20 protein-coding genes are annotated in these 20,226 nt (G+C 59.6%); 10 read left to right on the forward strand and 10 right to left on the reverse strand.

What is annotated here, in order from left to right; genetic code table 11:
• Positions 1–20: 20 nt before the first annotated feature.
• Positions 21–896 carry an alpha/beta hydrolase gene (locus tag HWX34_RS19920; protein ID WP_218645267.1) on the reverse strand — a complete coding sequence of 292 codons (876 nt, stop codon included), beginning with the start codon at positions 894–896 and terminating at the stop codon, positions 21–23.
• A 155-nt stretch (positions 897–1,051) separates the two neighbouring features.
• Between HWX34_RS19920 and HWX34_RS19925 the strand changes: the two genes are divergently transcribed.
• Positions 1,052–2,362 (forward strand): replication-associated recombination protein A, encoded by a 1,311-nt coding sequence (locus tag HWX34_RS19925; RefSeq protein ID WP_178973916.1) that lies wholly within the window; start codon positions 1,052–1,054, stop codon positions 2,360–2,362.
• Between the two features lie 312 nt (positions 2,363–2,674).
• The gene (serS, locus tag HWX34_RS19930) at positions 2,675–3,961 is read left to right on the forward strand and encodes a serine--tRNA ligase (RefSeq protein ID WP_178973917.1); all 1,287 of its coding nucleotides are present in this window, start codon (positions 2,675–2,677) and stop codon (positions 3,959–3,961) included.
• A 102-nt stretch (positions 3,962–4,063) separates the two neighbouring features.
• Here serS and HWX34_RS19935 read toward each other — a convergent pair whose 3' ends face one another.
• Positions 4,064–4,975: an N-acetylmuramoyl-L-alanine amidase gene (locus HWX34_RS19935; RefSeq protein ID WP_178973918.1), complete on the reverse strand. Its 912-nt coding sequence runs from the start codon at positions 4,973–4,975 to the stop codon at positions 4,064–4,066.
• 263 nt (positions 4,976–5,238) lie between these two features.
• A complete protein-coding gene (locus HWX34_RS19940; RefSeq protein WP_178973919.1) occupies positions 5,239–6,018 on the reverse strand; it encodes an enoyl-CoA hydratase in 780 nt (259 codons plus the stop codon).
• A gap of 299 nt (positions 6,019–6,317) precedes the next feature.
• On the opposite strand from HWX34_RS19940, the gene HWX34_RS19945 reads away from it, so the two are divergent.
• Entirely contained in the window at positions 6,318–6,989 is a 672-nt protein-coding gene (locus HWX34_RS19945) for a sulfite exporter TauE/SafE family protein (RefSeq protein WP_178973920.1), read from the forward strand.
• Positions 6,990–7,197: 208 nt separating this feature from the next.
• Here HWX34_RS19945 and HWX34_RS19950 read toward each other — a convergent pair whose 3' ends face one another.
• Genes HWX34_RS19950 through HWX34_RS19975 form a run of 6 tightly spaced genes read right to left on the reverse strand, consistent with a single transcriptional unit; the run spans position 7,198 to position 11,279 of the window.
• Entirely contained in the window at positions 7,198–8,085 is an 888-nt protein-coding gene (locus HWX34_RS19950; RefSeq protein ID WP_178973921.1) for a metal ABC transporter substrate-binding protein, read from the reverse strand.
• Positions 8,086–8,094: 9 nt separating this feature from the next.
• The gene (locus HWX34_RS19955; RefSeq protein ID WP_178973922.1) at positions 8,095–8,970 is read right to left on the reverse strand and encodes a metal ABC transporter permease; all 876 of its coding nucleotides are present in this window, start codon (positions 8,968–8,970) and stop codon (positions 8,095–8,097) included.
• Entirely contained in the window at positions 8,970–9,713 is a 744-nt protein-coding gene (locus tag HWX34_RS19960) for a metal ABC transporter ATP-binding protein (RefSeq protein WP_178973923.1), read from the reverse strand. Before HWX34_RS19960 ends, HWX34_RS19955 begins: the two co-directional genes overlap by 1 nt.
• Positions 9,710–9,922 (reverse strand): hypothetical protein, encoded by a 213-nt coding sequence (locus HWX34_RS19965; protein ID WP_178973924.1) that lies wholly within the window; start codon positions 9,920–9,922, stop codon positions 9,710–9,712. Before HWX34_RS19965 ends, HWX34_RS19960 begins: the two co-directional genes overlap by 4 nt.
• 8 nt (positions 9,923–9,930) lie before the next feature.
• A complete protein-coding gene (locus HWX34_RS19970) occupies positions 9,931–10,857 on the reverse strand; it encodes a GTP-binding protein (protein WP_178973925.1) in 927 nt (308 codons plus the stop codon).
• Positions 10,845–11,279, reverse strand: coding sequence for a Fur family transcriptional regulator (locus HWX34_RS19975; RefSeq protein WP_178973926.1), 435 nt, complete (start codon positions 11,277–11,279; stop codon positions 10,845–10,847). Before HWX34_RS19975 ends, HWX34_RS19970 begins: the two co-directional genes overlap by 13 nt.
• 145 nt (positions 11,280–11,424) lie before the next feature.
• Here HWX34_RS19975 and HWX34_RS19980 point away from each other — a divergent pair, with 145 nt between their 5' ends.
• Complete coding sequence (locus HWX34_RS19980; protein WP_178973927.1) at positions 11,425–11,865, forward strand: cytochrome c; 441 nt, start codon at positions 11,425–11,427, stop codon at positions 11,863–11,865.
• A 93-nt stretch (positions 11,866–11,958) separates the two neighbouring features.
• A complete protein-coding gene (locus HWX34_RS19985) occupies positions 11,959–12,396 on the forward strand; it encodes a cytochrome c (protein WP_178973928.1) in 438 nt (145 codons plus the stop codon).
• Positions 12,397–12,472: 76 nt separating this feature from the next.
• Here the strand turns inward: HWX34_RS19985 and HWX34_RS19990 are convergent, their stop codons facing one another.
• The gene (locus HWX34_RS19990) at positions 12,473–13,126 is read right to left on the reverse strand and encodes a cytochrome b/b6 domain-containing protein (RefSeq protein ID WP_178973929.1); all 654 of its coding nucleotides are present in this window, start codon (positions 13,124–13,126) and stop codon (positions 12,473–12,475) included.
• A gap of 277 nt (positions 13,127–13,403) precedes the next feature.
• Between HWX34_RS19990 and tyrS the strand changes: the two genes are divergently transcribed.
• The 5 genes from tyrS to HWX34_RS20015 all read left to right on the forward strand — a co-directional run bounded on the left by tyrS (position 13,404) and on the right by HWX34_RS20015 (position 20,180).
• Positions 13,404–14,681 carry a tyrosine--tRNA ligase gene (gene tyrS, locus HWX34_RS19995; RefSeq protein WP_178973930.1) on the forward strand — a complete coding sequence of 426 codons (1,278 nt, stop codon included), beginning with the start codon at positions 13,404–13,406 and terminating at the stop codon, positions 14,679–14,681.
• A gap of 120 nt (positions 14,682–14,801) precedes the next feature.
• Complete coding sequence (locus HWX34_RS21650; protein WP_370459805.1) at positions 14,802–15,719, forward strand: NAD(P)-dependent oxidoreductase; 918 nt, start codon at positions 14,802–14,804, stop codon at positions 15,717–15,719.
• The gene (locus HWX34_RS20005; protein ID WP_218645268.1) at positions 15,713–16,501 is read left to right on the forward strand and encodes a hydroxypyruvate isomerase family protein; all 789 of its coding nucleotides are present in this window, start codon (positions 15,713–15,715) and stop codon (positions 16,499–16,501) included. Before HWX34_RS21650 ends, HWX34_RS20005 begins: the two co-directional genes overlap by 7 nt.
• Before the next feature lie 363 nt (positions 16,502–16,864).
• Complete coding sequence (locus HWX34_RS20010; protein WP_218645269.1) at positions 16,865–18,220, forward strand: DEAD/DEAH box helicase; 1,356 nt, start codon at positions 16,865–16,867, stop codon at positions 18,218–18,220.
• A gap of 172 nt (positions 18,221–18,392) precedes the next feature.
• Positions 18,393–20,180: an aminopeptidase P family protein gene (locus HWX34_RS20015; protein WP_370459806.1), complete on the forward strand. Its 1,788-nt coding sequence runs from the start codon at positions 18,393–18,395 to the stop codon at positions 20,178–20,180.
• The last annotated feature ends 46 nt before the right edge of the window (positions 20,181–20,226 follow it).

Raw genomic sequence — 20,226 nt, forward strand, 5'->3', positions numbered from 1 at the left:
GCAGACCGGATGACGCCGGTTCAGGGTGACACCATCCAGCCGGTTTGCAGCAAGAAGCGGTCTACCTGCCGGGTATAGTCGCCAGCCACGCCTAACTGCTGGTTGATCTGGCCGTGGCTGAGGGCCTGCGGCAGCACCTGCACCATCACCCCAAGCTGGCGGCCCCTGTCGGCCAGGCCCTCGGCCTGCGCACAAGACTGTGCCCGTTGACTGGAGCACACTGCCAGCAGCGGCGGACTGTGCCCATTGAGCAGCGCGGTGGGCGACAGCCGCTCCCAGCGAGCGGCATCCGTGCCAAAGGCCTTGTCATACAAGGGGAAATGCGGGCCGCGCATGATGCCCGCCACATCCATTGCCGCACTATCCAGCAACACCGATGCCTGCCACGACTGCACGCCATGACGCTGGCGCAGCGCGGCATCCGTACTCAGCAAGCCCACCAGATGCGCACCGGCAGAGTGCCCCATCAGCACCAATTGACGGGCATCAGCCCCCCACTGTGCGGCATGTGCCTGCACCCAGGCTACCGCACGGGCCACATCGTCGGCCTGCTCCTCCACCGCAGCTTGCGGTAACAAGCGGTAGTCCAGCGACACCAGCACCACGCCGGCGGGCGACCAATGTGCCAGCTTGTTTTCCACCACATTGGCAGCCTGCTTGCTGCCCATACGCCAGGCACCACCATGCACCATCACCAGCAAGGGATGCTTGCGACCTTCCGCAGCCAGCAAATACACATCCAGCCGCTGGCGCACATCCGGGCCATAAGCCAGATCGGCCAGCTTGCGCACCCCGGTTGGCAGGCTGTGCGTGCTGGCGCTGTCGTCTTCACTCACGGCATCGCGGTCTGGCTGGCCACCATGACTAGCCTCCCGCTGCTGCAACCAGTTTTGCAATGGCCCCGCCTGCACCGGCAAAGCCAGTACAAGCCATAAACAGAGCATACCCGGCTTCATGCTCTCCCCCCCCTTTTTTCCGATTCACAGCGCCTGCGGCAGGCAGAACACAGCTGATATACTAGCAGCCTGTTTCTTCTGCCGTGTCAGCCACCATGAATGATCTGTTTGCCCAGGAAGCCAAAAAACCGCTGGCCGAGGCACTACGCCCCGCAGCACTGGACGAGGTCATCGGCCAGCAGCACCTGATCGGCCCCGGTAAACCGCTGCGGCTGGCAGTGGAATCCGGCACCCTGCACTCGATGATTCTGTGGGGCCCGCCTGGCGTGGGCAAAACCACGCTGGCGCGCATTCTGGCAGGCAGTTTCGATGCCGAGTTCATTCCGCTCTCTGCCGTGTTTTCCGGGGTAAAGGACATTCGTGACGCGGTGGAGCAGGCCCACGCCGCGCTACAACGCTCCGGCCGTCATACCATTTTGTTTGTCGACGAAGTGCACCGCTTCAACAAAAGCCAGCAGGATGCGTTTTTGCCTTTTGTCGAATCCGGCCTGCTTACCTTTATTGGTGCCACCACGGAAAACCCCTCCTTCGAGGTGAACTCCGCGCTGCTGTCACGGGCGCAGGTGTATGTGCTGAACAGCCTGGGCGAGGACGAACTGGTGCAACTATTCCAGCGTGCGCGCGACAAGGGCGTACTGCATGACCTGGAATTCGACGAACAGGCCATTGCTGCCCTCACCGGCTATGCCGATGGCGATGCACGGCGCTTTCTCAACCTGCTGGAGCAAACCCGCACCGCCGCGCTGGCACGCAAAACCGGCCAGATCACGCAGGATTTTCTGGCCGAAGTGCTCAGCGTCAACGCCCGCCGTTTCGATAAAGGCGGCGATGCCTTCTATGACCAGATTTCCGCCCTGCACAAATCGGTGCGCGGCTCCAATCCGGACGCCGCACTGTACTGGCTCACCCGCATGCTGGATGGCGGGGCCGACCCGCGCTATCTGGCGCGCCGCCTGGTACGCATGGCCTGGGAAGACATCGGCCTGGCCGACCCGCGCGCCATGCAGATTGCCAACGACGCCGCCAACACCTACGAGCGACTGGGCAGCCCGGAAGGCGAACTGGCGCTGGCGCAAGCCGCCATCTACCTGGCAGTGGCGGCAAAGAGCAATGCCGGCTACATGGCCTACAACCAGGCCCGTGCCTTCATCAAGCAGGACAAGAGCCGCCCGGTGCCGGTGCACCTGCGTAATGCCCCCACCAAACTGATGAAAGAGCTGGGCTATGGCCACGAATACCGCTATGCCCATGACGAACCCAATGCCTACGCCGCTGGCGAAAGTTATTTGCCGGACGATATGACAGAACCGGGCTGGTATCAGCCGGTGCCACGCGGTCTGGAAATCAAGATAGGCGAGAAACTGGCACAACTGAAAAAGTGGGATGAAGAAGCAGGCAAGAAATAAAGCTGCCGCGCCAGCCAAGCGCTGAGCCATGCCAGACCTGCGTCGGCCACAGCACGGCAGCACGTCGCCTGCCAGCATCTACAAGCCCGCCAGCATTGCTTATAATGCTGCTTTTGCCAGCAACAGGCAGGACAAAGCCTGTCGCTTGCCGTTACACTTGCGTTTTACAGAACAAGTTGGTGCTGCCAGCCACTGGCAGACAGTGCAGCACCACAGGCGGTTACTTCCCGCCGCATACCGGATTCAGCAAGAGGCTGCTGCTATTGAACAGCCCCTTGCCAGCAAGACACTTCAATACCATCAGGATTTTCCATGCTAGACATTCAATTGCTCCGTAACGATCTGGACGCTGTTGCTGCCCGCCTGGCCAGCCGTGGCTACACCCTGGACACCGCCGCTTTCACCGCAATGGAAGCCGACCGCAAGGCACTGCAAACCCGTATGCAGGAACTGCAATCGCGCCGCAACGCCACCTCCAAGCAAATTGGTGAAGCCAAGCGCAAGGGCGAGGATGTGTCTGCCATCATGGCCGAAGTAGCCAATCTGGGCGATGAACTGAAAGCAGCAGAAAGTGCTTTCGAGGCGGTGCAAGCCAAGCTGGACGCCCTGCTGATGAGCATTCCCAACCTGCCGAACGAATCCGTTCCGGTGGGCAAGGACGAAAACGACAATGTTGAAGTACGCCGCGTGGGCGTACCGCGCCAGTTCGACTTTGAAGTGAAAGACCATGTCGACATCGGCACCCCGCTGGGCCTGGATTTCGACACCGGCGCCAAGCTGTCCGGTGCCCGCTTCACCGTACTGAAGGGCGACATTGCCCGCCTGCACCGCGCGCTGGCGCAATTCATGCTGAACACCCACACCGGTGAGCATGGCTATACCGAGCACTATACCCCCTATATCGTCAATGACAGCGCGCTCCTGGGCACCGGCCAGTTGCCGAAGTTTGCCGAAGACATGTTCAAGGTGACCAAGGGCGGTGAAGAAGGCACGGTGGACCAATACCTGATTTCCACCTCGGAAATCACCCTCACCAACACCGTGAGCAACAGCATCCTGAAAATGGAAGAGCTGCCGCTCAAACTGACTGCCCACTCGCCCTGCTTCCGCTCCGAAGCGGGCAGCTATGGCCGTGATACCCGCGGCATGATTCGCCAGCACCAGTTCGACAAGGTGGAAATGGTGCGCATCGAGCATCCGGACCACTCCTATGCCGCGCTGGAAGAAATGGTTGGCCATGCCGAAAACATCCTGAAAGCACTGGAACTGCCCTATCGCGTGATTACCCTGTGTACCGGTGACATGGGCTTTGGTGCAGCCAAGACTTACGACCTGGAAGTATGGCTGCCGGCACAAAACACCTACCGCGAAATTTCCAGCTGCTCCAACTGTGAAGCCTTCCAGTCGCGCCGCATGCTGGCCCGCTTCAAGGACGAAAACGGCAAGAACCAGCTGGTGCACACCCTGAATGGTTCCGGCCTGGCCGTGGGCCGCACCCTGGTGGCCGTACTGGAAAACTACCAGAACGCCGATGGCAGCGTGACCGTTCCGGCCGTGCTGCGCCCGTATATGGGCGGCAAGGAAAAAATCGGCGGCTAACACCGATCGGTTCTGCCAAACAAAAAGCCACGACTTGTCGTGGCTTTTTTATCTGGTGCAGCAGATTGGCATTGCATAAACAGGCCTGCGGACAGGGACTGGCTATTGGCGGTACTTTTCCAGCAAGGCTTTGGCAATGGCTTCGGTTTGTGCATCGGCATTGCCGCTGTAGTCGGATGGGCGAAAGTGCATCTGGAATGCACTGATGGTTTTTCGGGTATCTTCATCCAGCTCGCCGGTTTGCGGAATCTGGTCATAACCATAGCGTTTAAGGCTTTTTTGTACCTCCAGCACCACCGCCGCTTGCTTGGGGGCGCGACCGGCCAAATGCTTCTCGACAACCTGCTGATCTGGCCAAGCACCAATGCCCTTGCTGGCCAATTGTTCCCAGGGGAATAACGGCCCCGGATCAGACTTGCGCAAGGGTGCCACATCGCTGTGACCCAGCACGTTATAAGGCTCAATCCGGTTACGGGCAATCACATCCTTGAGCAGAATGGACACTGCCTCAATCTGCTGTGCCGTGTAGGGATACCACTGACGCCAGCCAGAGGATAATTCGGTGTAGCCGCGATTCACCATTTCCACGCCCACTGAAGATGCATTCAGCGCACGCCAGCCACCCCAGCTGCTGACGCCAGCATGCCAGGCACGCTTGTTTTCCGGCACCAATTGCATGATGACCGGCTCTCCTCCGCGCCATTGCGGTTTTTCCGGCACCAGATAATGTGTGCTGACCTGTGGCCCGGTCAGCATGGCGAGGGAATCTGTCTGATTCAGTGCCGTGTAGTGCAGAATGACAAAACGGATGCGCTCGTCCTGGCCCTGAGCGGTAAAGCTGGTATTCAGCAAGTAATGCTCCGCCATTTTTTCGTAGGCAGGCCGGCTTGCTGGCGATTCAGCCAGCTTGGCCGACATGGTGTTGCTGCAGCCAGCCAGAACAAGCTGACTGGTGCTCAGGACAATGGTTTGATACAGATAACCGCGGGAAAGAACTGGTTTTTTGGTTTGCATGGGATTCTTGCTTCGTTGAATAATTAAAAACAATCAATACTTACGTTTCGATTGATAATAATTATCAAAAACATGAAAATCAGACGGTACTGACCAAAGTTCCAGTTTTCTTCTATAAAAAAAGCAAATTCTGAATAACAGCCTTGTTCATCAGAGAACCAGCCTAGGTGCTGCTGCCCTTCACTTCACCCGCCGCTACCGGCAATAAAACAGCCGGGACGCACCCGGCTGTTTTATGATCCACCGCTACGAAAACGCCAGTGTCAATCCTCATCTGCCCAGCTTGGCGAACGCTTGCCCAGAAATGCGGAAACGCCCTCCATTTGCTCGGCTTCACCAATCAGGGACAACAGGGCTGCACGCTCCCGTTGCAGGTGATCCTCCAGGCTTGCACCAGCACTGGCTTCAACCAGCTGGCGTGCACGGGCCACCGCCAGCGGGGCCTGATTGGCCACCTTGCCCGCCAGGCTCACTGCCATGATCTTGGCAAAACCCGGATCGACAATTTCCTCCACCAGACCGATTTCGTAGGCTTTTTCTGCACTCAGGATTTCCCCTCCCAGCAAAATGCGCTTGGCCCAAGACACACCGACCTTGTCAGCCAGCGTCTTGCTGCCACCACCGGCAGGCAGCAAACCAACCCGCGCCTCCGGCAAGCCCAGCCTGGCGCCGCGTTCCACCACCATGTAGTCACACATCAGCGCGCATTCCAGGCCACCACCCAAGGCATAACCATTGATGGCAGCAACGGTAACACCGGTATAGTTGCGCAACGCAGCGAAAGCCGATCCGAAGGCATCCAGTAAATCTGCCACGTCCTGCTTGCTGCCCTGGCTGAACAGATTCAGATCGGCACCGGCACAGAAGAAGGCGTCGCCTGCTCCGGTAATCACAACTGCACGGACTGCGCTATTGGCTTGCAGGTCAGTCATCACGGCTGCCAGTTCGCGCAGGCTGGCGATGGTCCACACATTGGCGGGAGGATTGTTGATCGTGATGATTGCAGACTGGCCCAGATGTTCGAGCGTCAAATACTTGGCCATGTAGTTTCCTCAGTTTTTTGTGGGTCGTCACACATTGCAGCACCTGTCCGTTTGGCCTTTTATTTTGTGGCCATCCCCGATTACGGCAGGAAAGAATGACCATTTTCAGGGCTTGGCTCGCCTTTTTCCAGCGCGAATAACCGATTCCCCGCACTTTTTTTCTAGCTGGCATTCGCCCTCAATGCCAAACAGAATTTGGCTTTTTTTTACTATTACATTGTCACAATTTGCTTAAAAATCAGGCAGGCCTACCTTACAAGCCCTCTGGTAGAATAGGGATTTAAGCAACAGGTTGTCGCATGTTAGAAACGAGTTTCTGGGTGATTTTCCTGGCTGGCCTGCTGGGTGGCGGGCATTGCATGGGGATGTGCGGCGGCATTGTCACCGCATTGACCTTGAATCTGCCCAGCGGACAGCAACGCTGGAAAATCATGCTGTCGTACAACAGTGGGCGCTTGCTCAGTTATGTTTGCGCAGGTGCGCTGCTGGGAGGTCTGGCCGAGGCCGGGCTGAGCCTGATTGCCACCAGACCGGCACAAATGGCCTTGCTGGTATTGGCCAACCTGATGCTGATTGCCCTGGGCCTGTATCTGGCCGGGCTTTCCAGCGCCATTACCACCCTGGAAAAAATCGGCCGTCCAGTGTGGGCAAAACTACAGCCCTTGCTGGCGCGCCTGCTGCCCATCCGCAGTGCCAAGACTGCCTTACTGGCTGGCATGTTGTGGGGCTGGTTGCCATGCGGCCTGGTGTACAGTGCCTCGCTGTCGGCGCTGGCCAGCGGCAAGGCGGTGCAAGGCGGTTTGCTGATGTTGGCATTTGGTTTGGGCACACTGCCCAATCTGCTGCTGATGGGGGTATTTGCCGATACGCTGCGCCAATGGATACAGCAAAAACCGGTGCGCCTGCTGGCGGGTTTGCTGGTGGCGGGCATGGGGCTGAGTCGCCTGCTGCTACTGGCGATGCAGGCATGAAAAAAGCCGCCCCGAGCTTAGCGAGGCGGCTTTAGGCTGCTGACTAGTGATTCAGTCTGGTAGCACAGGACCCGTCAAAGCCGGGCCTTCCGACTGAGTCATTGATTCCTCAGCCTTTCCATCTATTCCCTCCCCCCGCTCTTTCCCTGAAAGGGTGCCTCGCTTTCTTTTCAGAAAGCGAGGGGAGATTGCCAACAAGCAGCGCAGTTTAGCGGAAGGACTGCATGATGGTTTCCACGTTGTGGTGGAACAGCTTCAGATAACTGCTGGCCGGGCCATTGGGCTTGGACAGGGCATCGGCATACAATTCGCCGCCTATCTTGACCTTGGCTTCGCGGGTCAGTTGTTCCAGCAGGCGCTTGTCGGTCATGTTTTCCATGAACACCGCATTCACCTTTTCCTGACGGACCTGCTTCACCAGCTGCGCCACACCCTTGGCCGAGGCTTCTGCTTCGGTACTGACGCCCTGGATGGCCAGCATCTTGATGCCATAGCGCTCACCAAAATAGCCGAAGGCATCGTGTGAGGTCAGCATCTTGCGCTTGGCCTGCGGCACAGCGGCAAATTGCTTGGCCGCCCAGTCGTCTTCCTGCTTCACCCGGGCTGAAAAATCGGCAGCACGGCGTGTGTATTCATCCTTGCCTTGCGGGTCGGCCTTGATCAGCGCGGCAGTGATATTGCGGATATAAACCTGTACCCGCTGCGGGTCGTGCCAGGCATGCGGGTCCACCACATCGTGGCCATGCGCCTCGCCCTCTTCTGCCGGGGCCATGCGGGTCTTGATCCCCTTGCCGGCTTCCACCATCACCCCCTTGTAGGCAGATGCCTTGGTCAGCCGTCCCATCCAGCCTTCCAGACCCAGCCCGTTGGTGACAAACACGCGGGAGGCCGACAGTGCCTTCACATCGGCCGGAGAGGGTTGAAACACATGGGCGTCCTGGTCCGGCCCCACCAACGACACCACATCCACCCGCTCGCCACCGATCTCGCGGGTCATGTCCGCCACAATGCTGAAACTGGCGACAACCGGCAGTTTTGCGGCCATGGCTGCCATGGGCAAACCCAGCAGCAACAGGCTCAACAGACTTTTTTTCATGCCAACTCCTCAGGATTCAAAATGCCGCGCGCGGATATAGCGCGGCAAAGCACCCCCCGCCGGGGCAAACAGCAAGGAAAACAGGTAGAACAAGCCAGCAACCAGAATGATGGCCGGGCCGGATGGCAGCTCAAAGTGATAAGACAGCAAGAGCCCGGCCAGACCACTGCCAAACGCGACGCTCACTGCCATCACCAGCATGCCTTCCACCGTTTCCGACCACAGTCGGGCGGTGATGGCAGGCAGCATCATCAGTCCTACTGCCATCAACGTGCCCAACGCCTGAAAACCGGACACCAGGTTCAGCACCACCAGCATCAGGAAGGCCATATGCCACAGGCCACCACGCGCGCCTACCGAGCGCAGGAAGACCGGGTCCAGGCTTTCCAGCAACATGGGACGATAAATAAAGGCCAAGGTAATCAGCGTGACCGAGGCGACACCGCCCACCAGATACAAGGCGGCATCATCCACCGCCAGCACCGAACCAAACAGGATGTGCATCAGGTCCACATTGCTGCCGCTCTTGGACACCAGCAGCACACCGATGGCCAATGACAACAGGTAAAAGGCAGCAAAGCTGGCGTCTTCCTTGATACCGGCAAAGCGCGTAGCCAGGCCCGCCAACACTGCCACCAGCACGCCGGCAACAAAACCACCCAGACTCATGGCCGGCAGGCTGAGGCCAGCCAGCATGAAGCCCACGGCGGCACCGGGCAGCACAGCATGGCTCATGGCATCGCCCATCAGGCTCATGCGGCGCATCACCAGGAACAGGCCGATGGGACCACTGCCCAGCGACAAGGCCAGGCAACCGGCCAGCGCACGGCGCATGAAGGCAAAGTCGACAAAGGGGGCAATCAGTACTTCGTAAAGGTGTTGCATCAGGCATTGACTCCGTCGACCTGACACACCGCGGCACGGTCCTGCCAGTGGGCGGCCGTATCCACCGCCCGTTTCAGATTGGCATCGGTCAGCACCTGTTCGGTACGACCCCAGGCCACCACTTCGCGCGCCAGCAGCAGCGTGTGCGGGAAATAGGCACGTACCTGCTCGTAGTCGTGCAGCACCGCAATGATGGTGCGGCCTTCTTCCTTCCAGCGCCGTACCAGCTCCAGCAGGTCGAAGGTGGTTTTGGCATCCATGGCGGTAAAGGGCTCGTCCAGCAGGATCAGCCGCGCATCCTGCAGCAGGATGCGGGCAAACAATACACGCTGGAATTGACCACTGGACAAGGCCGAGATGGAGCGCGTGGCAAAGTCGGCCAGGCCCACTTGTTCCAGCGCATCCATGGCCTGTCCCAGGCCGGCACGCCCTACCCGGCCAAACGGCCCGGTTTTGTGCCACAAGCCAGTGGCCACCAGGTCGAGCACACTGACCGGCAAGGAACGGTCGATTTCCGACTGCTGCGGCAGATAGGCAATGTCCTGACGGGCAAAACCATCCAGCCTGGCCTGGCCGGAATCGGGCTTGAGCGCCCCGATCATGGCTTTGAGCAAGGTGCTCTTGCCCGCGCCATTGGGGCCGAAAATGGCCGTGGCATCAGCGGTGACAAAGCTGCCACTGACATGATGCACTGCCGGATGGCGCTGGTAAGACACCGTGATGTTGTCGAGAATGACCTTCATGCCACCTCCTGCAATGCCCACAGCACCACAGCCCACAGCACGGTCAGCACCCCTGCGGCCAGCGCCAGCCGCTGCCAGGCCGACATGGCCAGCAGGCTGATGGGGGGACGCAGGTTGGCGGCGGTCAGGTGTTGATGCGGAACGACATCATGTTGATGGCCATGGGCATGGTCATGCTGATCATCAGTCGAAGAATGTTGATGTTTCATCTGTTGATTTACTCGAAGCAGGCTTGCAGCGCGGCCTCGACCGCAGCGTTATCCAGGGCTGGCGCGATCAGCTCGAAACGGCTGTCACGCCGCCAGGACACCTGGCTGGCACCCCACTGCCCTTCAGCCCAGTTCAGCCACACCCAGCTGTCCAGCACCTTGAATACGCCTTTGGCGCGCACCAGTCCGGGCACCAGTTTGGGCAGCTGGTCAAAAAAATCGGTCAGCTTTTCGCCGCTAAAGGACTGTTCCGGCGGGAAGGTCCAGCCGGCAGAATCCCAGCCATTGCCACTCTCCACCGGAATGGCTGGCCGGTAGCGCGGCTTGACGGTGACGGCGGCATTCAGCCAGTTGACATCCACCAGGCCATCACGCACTTCGGCAATCACCGTCTTGGGCGGAAACAGCTTACCCGCCTGCGCCTGGAAGGCTTGCAGGGTTTCCACATCGGCCATGTCTATCTTGTTGGCCACCAGTACGTCGGCAATGGCCACCTGGTCGCGATACAAGGGCTGGCGCAGGTAGTCCGGGCTGACAAACTGGCGCGGGTCCACCAGCGTCAGCACCGCGCCCACTTCCAGTGCATCCCCCAGGGGCTTGGCACGCAACTCGTCGATCACTCCGGCAGCATGCGCAAGACCACTGGCTTCAATCAGCAAACGGTCCGGCCGCTCGCGTCGCAGCAAGGTAGCCACGGTGGTGGTCATTTGCGGGCCAGCCACACAGCACAGGCAGCCACCGGCGATTTCCGCCACCGGCAGGTCGTCGTTCATCAGTGCGGCACCGTCAATGCCCACTTCGCCAAATTCGTTCACAATGACCGCCCATTTTTCACTGGCCGGACGGGTAGCAATCAGATGGCGCAGGGCTGTGGTCTTGCCCACGCCCAAAAAGCCGGTAAACAGATTGACAATGGTTTTTTTCATATGCGGCATGCCTTGCAAAGTCCGGTGAGGGTCAGGTTCTGGTGGCTGAGGGTGAAGTCGGCCGCATCCGCCACATCGTGCAGGCCGGCAAGTGCTGCCATGACGTCCACTTCCTGCACCTTGCCGCAGGTTTCACAGACCAGAATCATGCTTTCGTGCTGACACTCGAAATGGTCACAGACAACAAAGCCGTTCAAGGCATCCACCCGGTGCAGCAGGCCCTGCTCCACCAGAAAGTCCAGCGCGCGATATACGGTGGGCGGGGCGGCAACGCCGCGTTCCTTTTGCAAATCGGCCAGCACCTGGTAGGCCTTCACCACGCCCTGATGGCGCAGCACCAGCTCCAGCACCTGCCGGCGCAGCGCGGTCAGCTTGCAGCCACGGCGCTCGCAATGCGCTTCGGCAGCCTGGAGGTAATCCGTGCGGTTCATTGGCGGCTCCTGTTAACGATGGCGAATGTTACTGTATAACATCGCGACGATACAACCATTAACACTCAATGGGTATTGCCTGTCATCCGTCCGTGATAGCCTGCGTTATCCCCTGTAGCAGCTTGCAACCTTCAAAGGAGTTCACATGAAAAAAAACCTCATGCTCAGCCTTTGCGCCGTTCTGGCCAGCTCTGCCTTTGCCGCCACCGATCCGGTATCCGCCCGGCAGGATATCTTCAAGCAGTTCAAGAAAGATGCCGGCGCGATGGGCAAGATGGTGAAGAGCGATGCCATCAACAAGGAAGAATTCAGCAAGCTGGCCGCGCATCTGGATGAAGTGGCCCAGCAACCCTGGCAACACTTCCCGGCGGGTACCGCCAGCGGCCAAGCCACCAAAAAGACCGAAGCCAAGGCTGAAATCTGGAGCAAGCCCGCCGAATGGACCAAGGCGACAGATGCTTTCAAGGCAGAAACCGCCAAGTTGAAGCAAGTTGCAGCAGCGGGAGACACCGCCAGTATCAAGAACCAGTTCGCCGCGGTGCAGAAGACCTGCAAGGCCTGTCACGACGCCTTCCGTAAAGACTGATAGAATTTTCCAGCTGTCGCAGGTGCGGCCCGGCCTTGCGCTCTGGTTTGCACCTGCCATCCATCTTGCCAACATCACCCCAACACCGACTCCATGAAACACACTATTACTGCCCTGCTGCTGGCTACGCTGGCCATTCCTGCCGCCATGGCCGACTCCCCGGCTCAAATCCGCACCCAGAGCTTCAAGAAAATCCTGCGTGCCTTCGAGCCGATGGGCATGGTGGTGCGCGACCGCGACCCGTACAACAAGGCAAAATTCATTGCCATGGCCGAAAGCCTGAAACAGGTTTCTGCCGAACCGTTCAATCATTTCCCTGCCAACAGCATTGATGACAAGAGCCGCGCCAAACCGGAGATCTGGAGCCAGCCGGCCAAGTTCCAGGCCGCACGCGATACCTTCCTCAAAGCAGTCAACGACCTGGACAGCACCGCCCACAATGGCGACCTGGCCAGCATCAAGAAGAGCTATGGCGTGGTAGCACAAAGCTGCAAAGCCTGTCATGACAGCTTCCGTGGCCCGGAAAAATGAATCTGTAGCCAGCCGCACGGCAGCAAAACAAAAAGCCCTGATCACTCAGGGCTTTTTCATTAATACAAGATCATGCTCACAAGCGGGTCAGCAGCAGATACACCCCGCCACAAGACAACAGCAGACTGAGCAGTGCCAGCTGCCAGGCACGGAAATACGGTGCCGGCGTCTGGCCATCGGCCACCTGATAGCCAGTCAGCATGGCGCGCACCAGGTTCTGCTTCTTGATCACACGGTAGGCCACAATGGCAGCAATATGCAGGCCTACCAGCAGCAGGATGAGGTTGAACAACAGCTTGTGAAAGCGGGTGACGGATTCGGACAGCTCGCCCGAAATCAGCCGGGCCAGCGGGCCGTCAAAAGTGTAGCTGTCCACGTCGGTGGCAAACAGGCCGCTGCCCACCTGCACCAGCAATACCGCCAGCAAGGCCAGCACCATCAGCGCACCCAGCGGGTTATGCCCGGGACGCGGCGTCCACTTGCCTTGCAGATAGGCGCGGATGGCAGCCGGGCCTTTGACAAACTGGCTGAAGCGGGCGGTTTCACTGCCTATCACCCCCCAGATGAGCCGGAACAGCAACAGCACGGCAATCGCCTCGCCACTCCAGATGTGATATTGCAACCAGTCGCCGCCCTGCTCACCGGTAAACCACATGCCGCCGAACAACAAAACCAGGCTCCAGTGAAACAGGCGGGTTGGCCAATCCCATACCTTGATGCTCTTTTCCATGTGCAACCTCGTGCAGCAAACAGTGCAAAGAACGCAGTTTAACCAGCCGCCACCGCACTGCCTACTACCAAGTGCTGAAGAACTGTTGCGCCAGCCTGGCCTATGAAGCGTGAGGGAAAAATGCCGGAATTGGATTCTGATCCAGCCGTTTTCGGGTAGTATTACCCCTTTCGCCGTCCATGGCCGGCCAGCGCGCAGACAGCATGCTGACCGTAGGCGGCCAACGTACTGACAGCCCGCTGCGGCTGTGTTTTCACGCATTGAGTTGGAGAAAGTAATGACCCAAGCTTCACTGATCGAGGATCTGGAGGCCCGCGGCCTGATCGCGCAAACCACAGACGCCGCCGCCTTGTCCGAACTATTGGCCAAGGAACAGGTAACCCTGTATTGCGGATTCGACCCGACTGCTGACAGCCTGCACATCGGCAGCCTGGTTCCCATTCTGATGCTCAAACGCTTCCAGCTGGCAGGACATCGCCCCATCGCCCTGGTGGGCGGTGCCACCGGCATGATCGGCGACCCCAGCTTCAAGGCCACCGAACGCAAGCTGAACACCCCGGATGTGATTGAAGGCTGGGTGGACAAAATCCGTGCCCAGGTTTCGCCCTTCCTGTCTTTTGAAGGCGATAACGCCGCCGTCATGGCCAATAACTACGACTGGTTTGGCGGCATGGGTGCGCTGGAATTCCTGCGCGACATCGGCAAGCATTTCTCGGTCAATGCCATGATCAAGAAAGAAGCGGTGCAACAGCGTATCAACCGCGACGACCAGGGCATTTCCTACACCGAGTTCTCCTACAGCCTGCTGCAGGGTTATGACTTTTCCGAGCTGAACCGTCGTCTGGGCTGCAAGCTGCAAATCGGTGGTTCCGACCAGTGGGGCAATATCACCGCCGGTACCGACCTCACCCGTCGCCTGAACCAGCAACAGGTGTTCGGCCTGACCATGCCGCTGGTCACCAAGTCCGATGGCACCAAGTTCGGCAAGACCGAATCCGGCACCATCTGGCTGGATGCGCGCAAGACTTCACCCTACGCCTTCTACCAGTTCTGGCTGGGCACCGCCGATGCCGACGTGTACAAGTTCCTGCGCTACTTCAGCTTCCTGTCGGTAGCAGAAATCGCCACCATCGAAGAAGCCGACAAGGCCCGTGATGGCAAGCCGGAAGCCCAGCGCATCCTGGCCGAACAAGTGACCGAACTGGTACACGGCAAGGCCGCCCTGGCCGCTGCCCAGCGCATCACCCACAGCCTGTTCAGCAACGACCTGTCCAGCCTGACCGAAGACGACTTCGCCCAGCTGGCGCAGGACGGCCTGCCGCACTTCGTGCTGAATGCGACTGAGGACAGCCTGATCGACGCGGTGGCCAATGGCGGCCTGGCCAAGTCCAAGAGCGAGGCACGTACCTTCATCCAGAGCGGTGCGGTCAGCATCAACGGCAACAAGGCCGACAGCATCGAACATCGCTTCACGGCTGATGATCGTCTGTTTGGCCGCTTCAGCCTGCTCAAGCGCGGCAAGAAGAACTATGCGCTGATCGAGTGGCAGGCCTGATACCGGCCTGATGCCCGCCTTGTCGGCGAATGCCAAGGCGACCCGCTTGCACACGCGACCGGGTCGCTTTTTTCATGCACATCGCGCAAGACTCGACGCTAGGGCAAGCATGCCACTAGAATTTGGCCATCCCGCTTTGTGACAAAGGCTAGCACCATGGAAAGAATCGGTTTTATCGGCCTGGGCCTGATGGGCCTGCCCATGTGCGGCCGGCTACAGACTGCCGGCTTCCCGCTTAAGGTCTGGAACCGCTCGCCGGACAAACTGGAGCTAGCCCGCGCCGAAGGGATGGCAGCCACTCCCTCGCTGGTGGAACTGGCTGCCAGCAGCGACATCCTGATGCTATGCATTGCAGATGCCGCTGCGGTGCAAAGCGTGGTGGCGCAATTGCTCCCCGTCTTGCGGGCCGGGCAGCTCATCATCGACCTATCCAGCATCGACCCTGACACCACCCGTCATTGCGCAGCACTGGTCAAACAACAGGGTGCCAGTTGGGTGGATGCCCCGGTATCCGGCGGAGTCCGGGGTGCAGAACAAGGCACACTGGTGATCATGGCCGGTGGCAGTCCTGAAGACATCAGCCGTGCCAGCCAGGTACTGCAGCCGCTGTCGCAACGCATTACCCGCATGGGCGATGTCAGCAGCGGGCAGGTGACCAAAATCTGCAATCAACTGATTGTGGCCGCCAATGCCATGCTGATTGCCGAAGCGGTGTCACTGGCCGAAAACAATGGCGTTGATGCCAGCCTGCTGGCTCCTGCGTTGGCGGGTGGCTTTGCCGACTCGCTGCCGCTGCAAATCCTGGCTCCGCGCATGGCAGCACGTCAGGCAGAGCCGGTGCAATGGAAGGTAGCCACCCTGCTGAAGGATCTGGACAACGCCGGTCAGCTATCAAAACAAAGCCAGTCCGCCACGCCGCTGGCCGCACTGGCCAGCCAGCTGATGCGCCTGCATGCCGCACAAGGCCATGCCCTGGCCGACCTCAGCAGTGTCATCAATCTGTATCAGGAGCAGAATCAGGAAACCCGATCATGTTGAAGCTTTGCGCCAACCTCAGCATGCTGTTCAGCCACCTGCCGTGGCCGAAGCGCTTTGCCGCCGCCCGCGCTGCCGGTTTTACCGCAGTGGAAATCCAGTTCCCCTATGAACATACGGTGGAACAGCTACAAGACTGGCTGCATCAGCATCAATTGCAGCTGGTGCTGATCAACGCCCCGGCTGGCGACCTGATGCAAGGCGGTACCGGGCTGGCCGGGAACCCCGGCAAAGAAGCGGAATTTACCAGCGGCCTGCAACAATGCCTGCATTACGCCACGCAACTGGGCGTGGAGGCAGTCAACATTCTGCCCGGACGCCTGGCTGCAGGCTGCAGCCGCCAGCAGGCACTGGATACGCTGTACGGCAATCTGCAACTGGCCGCCACCGCGCTGGCCGGACAGCACATCCGCTGCACCGTGGAAGCCATCAACCGCCACGACATGCCGGGCTTTCTGGTAAGCACCCTGGCAGAATTGCAGCAACTACCCGATCATCCCAATCTTTTCTGGCAAATCGACCTTTATCACATGGCCCGGATGAACGAAGCGCTGGCTCCTTTGCTCGCGCAGTACTGGCCGCGCATCGGCCACTTGCAGTTTGCCGACCACCCTGGTCGTGGCGCGCCGGGCAGCGGTTCGCTGGACTTTGCCAGCTTGTTCAGTCAAATCAAGGCCCTGCCTTATGCCTTCTGGAGTGGTGCTGAATACCGCGACAACAACGGCGACATGGGCTGGCTAGCCTTACTGCCAGGCCAGCAGGATAATGCTGCGCTGCGGCACTAAAACTTGCAGCCGGTTGCAATTTTTGATTTTTTGCCACATCTCCTGACAGGGAATCAATCACTTAGCAGGCCATTTTGCAGAAAAGGCTTGCAAAAGGCCATTTTTTACCGTAGAGTGCGAACCCTTCTGATTTCCAAATTCCACCGGCAGCTTCAGCAGCAGCAATGCAGCCACTGCCGGCGTGATGCTTCATCGTCCCTGACCGATATTCCAGGCTTCGTCCACGTAGTGTCTCTTTTGACTGGACTGCTGTTCGCCGCTTGCACAGGTTGGTGCCGATGACCGACAGCCTCACACGAGGCTGCTAACCGCCACATCTCCTGGCCAAGCGACACCGGCTCTACTCCGGTTTGAAAGGACATTATGCATTTCTCCGACTTGGGCGTTGCCCCGACCATCCTGCGTGCACTCGAAGCTGCCGGTTACGACACCCCCACCGGCGTACAGGCCGAAGCCATCCCCGCTGCCATTGCCGGCCGCGACCTGCTGGTTTCCGCCCAAACCGGTAGCGGCAAGACCGCAGCCTTCCTGCTGCCGGCCCTGACCAAGCTGTCCGAGCGCTCCACCGGCAAGGGCCAAGGCCCGCGCGTTCTGGTGCTGTGCCCGACCCGCGAACTGGCCCAACAGGTGGAAAAGAACGCCCTGGAATACGGCAAGGACCTGCGCTGGATGCGTACCGCCTGCCTGGTAGGCGGCGCTTCTTTCGGCTACCAGACCCGCGCCCTGTCCCGCCCGATCGACCTGATCGTAGCCACGCCGGGCCGTCTGATGGACCACATGCGCTCCGGCCGTGTTGACTTCTCCCGCCTGGAAATGCTGGTGTTGGACGAAGCCGACCGCATGCTGGACATGGGTTTCATCGAAGACATCGAAACCATCGTCAAGGCCACCCCGGAAAGCCGTCAGACCGTACTGTTCTCCGCTACGCTGGATGGCACCGTTGGCCGCATGGCGGAAAAAATCACCCGCGAACCGCAGCGTATCGAAATTGCCCGTACCGAGACTTCCGGCGGCACCATCGAAGAACACCTGCTGTACGCGGACGACCTGAACCACAAGCATCGTCTGCTGGATCACATCCTGAAAGAATCCGGCTTTGACCAGTGCGTGATCTTCTCCGCCACCAAGGCTTACAGCGAAGAACTGGCCGACAAGCTGTCCGACCAGGGCTACTCCGCTGCCTGCCTGCATGGCGACATGCCGCAAAGCTGGCGTAACCGCACCCTGAACGACCTGCGTCGCGGTCGTATCAAGATTCTGGTGGCCACCGACGTTGCTGCGCGTGGTATCGACGTACCGACCATCACCCACGTAGTGAACTTCGACCTGCCGAAACAGGCTGAAGACTATGTGCACCGTATCGGTCGTACCGGTCGTGCCGGTCGTGACGGCACCGCCATCACCCTGGCGGAATCGAAAGAATTCCACAAGGTACGCCGTATCGAGCAATACCTGAAGCGCCAGATCACCGAAGGCGTGATCGAAGGCATGGAGCCGACCCGTCGTCCGCCGAAAGGCCCGCGTCGCAATGGCAAACCGGGCGGCTACGGTGCTCAGGGTCAACGTCGCGGTGGCAGCGGCAATGGTAACGGCTATGGCCGTGACCGTCGCGAAGGCGGCTATGGCCGTGGTACCGGTGGCAATGGTGGCGGCAGCTATGACCGTCGTGGCCCGCGCTCTGCCGGTCAGGGTCAGCGCAGCACCCAGCGTGCCGACTAAGCACCCAGTCGTTGAGTAATACAAGAAGGCGATCCTCGGATCGCCTTTTTTGCGTCCGCCGGTTTCAGGCATGCGCAAAACGCATGGCGACCCCGGCATAAACTCGCTTGTCAGCCTGCCATACGCACACCAGAATAGCTGTACACACAGCACTGGAAAACGCATGACACCCCTGCTCACAATTCCCCAGCGCCTGGCCGCCTTGCGCCTGGCCATGCAACAACAACATATTGATGCCTGCCTGCTTCCCTCTTCCGACCCGCACCTGTCTGAATACCTGCCCGCCCACTGGCAGGCCCGGCAATGGCTGTCCGGTTTTCATGGTTCGATGGGCACGCTGATTGTGACAGCAGACCAGGCCGGCCTTTGGGCCGACAGCCGTTACTGGGAACAAGCCGCCAAGGAGCTGGACGGCAGCAGCATCACCCTGATGAAAATCCAGACCGCCGCCAGCACGCAGCATCTGGACTGGCTGGCAGCCAATCTGCAAGCCGGGCAAGCCCTGGCGGTAGCCGGTGATGTACTGAGCCTGGCAACAGCCAATGCGCTGCACAGCAGACTGAGCGCACGCGGCATTACCCTGCGCACCGAGCTGGATTTACCTGCCCGGATTTGGAGCGATCGCCCCTCCCTGCCGCAAACCGCCATCTATCCTCACCTACCACCGTTTGCCAGCACCAGCCGCCAGGACAAACTGACCGCAGTACGACAGGCCATGCAGCAGCACGGCGCGGATTACCACTTCATTTCCACGCTGGACGATATTGCCTGGCTGCTGAACCTGCGCGGTGCGGACGTGAATTACAACCCGGTATTCATCAGCCACTTGCTGCTGAGCCCGGACAGCACCACCCTGTTTGTTGATGGCAAGAAAGTGGATGCCAAGCTGCAAGCCGAACTGGCAGCCGACGGCGTGCAACTAGCCGATTACCACAGTGCCAAGTCGGTACTGACTTCCCTACCCCACAGCAGCACCATGCTGCTGGACCCGCGCCGCATCACGCTGGGTTTCCATCAGGCCATGCCACAAAGCATGCCGCGCGTGCAGGCCATCAACCCCAGCACCCTGCTGAAAGCCTGCAAGACCGCTGGCGAGGCAGAACACATCCGCCGCACCATGGAACAGGATGGTGCGGCGCTGTGCGCGTTCTTCGCCTGGTTCGAACAAGCAGTCAACCGCGAAGCCATCACTGAACTGGACATTGACGAGCAGATCACCACTGCCCGCGCCCGTCGTCCCGGCTTTGTCTCGCCCAGTTTTGCTACCATTGCCGGTTTCAATGCCAACGGTGCCCTGCCGCATTACCGCGCCACGGCAGAGGCCCATGCCAGCATTGCCGGTGACGGCCTGCTGCTGATCGACTCCGGTGGTCAATATCACGGTGGCACCACCGACATCACCCGCGTGGTGGCGGTCGGTACGCCCAGCCCGGAACAAAAGCGCGACTTCACCCTGGTGTTGAAGGGAACCATCAATCTGTCGATGGCCCACTTCCCGCGCAGCACCCTGTCGCCCATGCTGGACGCACTGGCCCGCGCCCCGATGTGGCAGCACGATATCGATTTCGGCCACGGCACCGGCCATGGCGTGGGTTATTTCCTCAATGTGCACGAAGGCCCGCAAACCATCTCGCGCAGCCTGCCGGATGCCAGCATGGCGATGCAGGAAGGCATGATCACCTCGGTGGAACCGGGCATCTATCGCCCCGGCCAATGGGGGGTACGCATCGAGAATCTGGTATTAAATGTGCCTGCACAGAAAAACGGCTTTGGCGATTTCCTGCGTTTTGAAACGCTGACGCTCTGCCCGATCGATACGCGTTGCATCGAGCACAGCCTGCTGTCACGTCAGGAAGTGGACTGGTTGAACCATTACCATGCCGAAGTACAAGGCCGTCTGCTACCTCTGGTGACAGGCGCCGCCTGCGACTGGCTGCTGCAGGCTACACAAGCCATCTGAGCGAGACCAGCCACAATAAAAAACGCCCTGATGTTTCAGGGCGTTT

Source organism: Aquitalea sp. LB_tupeE, assembly GCF_013391415.1.
Lineage (GTDB): Bacteria > Pseudomonadota > Gammaproteobacteria > Burkholderiales > Chromobacteriaceae > Aquitalea.

Bases quoted from the DNA above. Each gene is read 5' to 3' on its own strand.
- HWX34_RS19925 (WP_178973916.1), top strand. From the start codon at position 1,052: ATGAATGATCTGTTTGCCCAGGAAGCCAAAAAACCGCTGGCCGAGGCA.
- serS (WP_178973917.1), top strand. From the start codon at position 2,675: ATGCTAGACATTCAATTGCTCCGTAACGATCTGGACGCTGTTGCTGCC.
- HWX34_RS19935 (WP_178973918.1), bottom strand. From the start codon at position 4,975: ATGCAAACCAAAAAACCAGTTCTTTCCCGCGGTTATCTGTATCAAACC.
- HWX34_RS19940 (WP_178973919.1), bottom strand. From the start codon at position 6,018: ATGGCCAAGTATTTGACGCTCGAACATCTGGGCCAGTCTGCAATCATC.
- HWX34_RS19945 (WP_178973920.1), top strand. From the start codon at position 6,318: ATGTTAGAAACGAGTTTCTGGGTGATTTTCCTGGCTGGCCTGCTGGGT.
- HWX34_RS19950 (WP_178973921.1), bottom strand. From the start codon at position 8,085: ATGAAAAAAAGTCTGTTGAGCCTGTTGCTGCTGGGTTTGCCCATGGCA.
- HWX34_RS19955 (WP_178973922.1), bottom strand. From the start codon at position 8,970: ATGCAACACCTTTACGAAGTACTGATTGCCCCCTTTGTCGACTTTGCC.
- HWX34_RS19960 (WP_178973923.1), bottom strand. From the start codon at position 9,713: ATGAAGGTCATTCTCGACAACATCACGGTGTCTTACCAGCGCCATCCG.
- HWX34_RS19965 (WP_178973924.1), bottom strand. From the start codon at position 9,922: ATGAAACATCAACATTCTTCGACTGATGATCAGCATGACCATGCCCAT.
- HWX34_RS19970 (WP_178973925.1), bottom strand. From the start codon at position 10,857: ATGCCGCATATGAAAAAAACCATTGTCAATCTGTTTACCGGCTTTTTG.
- HWX34_RS19975 (WP_178973926.1), bottom strand. From the start codon at position 11,279: ATGAACCGCACGGATTACCTCCAGGCTGCCGAAGCGCATTGCGAGCGC.
- HWX34_RS19980 (WP_178973927.1), top strand. From the start codon at position 11,425: ATGAAAAAAAACCTCATGCTCAGCCTTTGCGCCGTTCTGGCCAGCTCT.
- HWX34_RS19985 (WP_178973928.1), top strand. From the start codon at position 11,959: ATGAAACACACTATTACTGCCCTGCTGCTGGCTACGCTGGCCATTCCT.
- HWX34_RS19990 (WP_178973929.1), bottom strand. From the start codon at position 13,126: ATGGAAAAGAGCATCAAGGTATGGGATTGGCCAACCCGCCTGTTTCAC.
- tyrS (WP_178973930.1), top strand. From the start codon at position 13,404: ATGACCCAAGCTTCACTGATCGAGGATCTGGAGGCCCGCGGCCTGATC.
- HWX34_RS20005 (WP_218645268.1), top strand. From the start codon at position 15,713: ATGTTGAAGCTTTGCGCCAACCTCAGCATGCTGTTCAGCCACCTGCCG.
- HWX34_RS20010 (WP_218645269.1), top strand. From the start codon at position 16,865: ATGCATTTCTCCGACTTGGGCGTTGCCCCGACCATCCTGCGTGCACTC.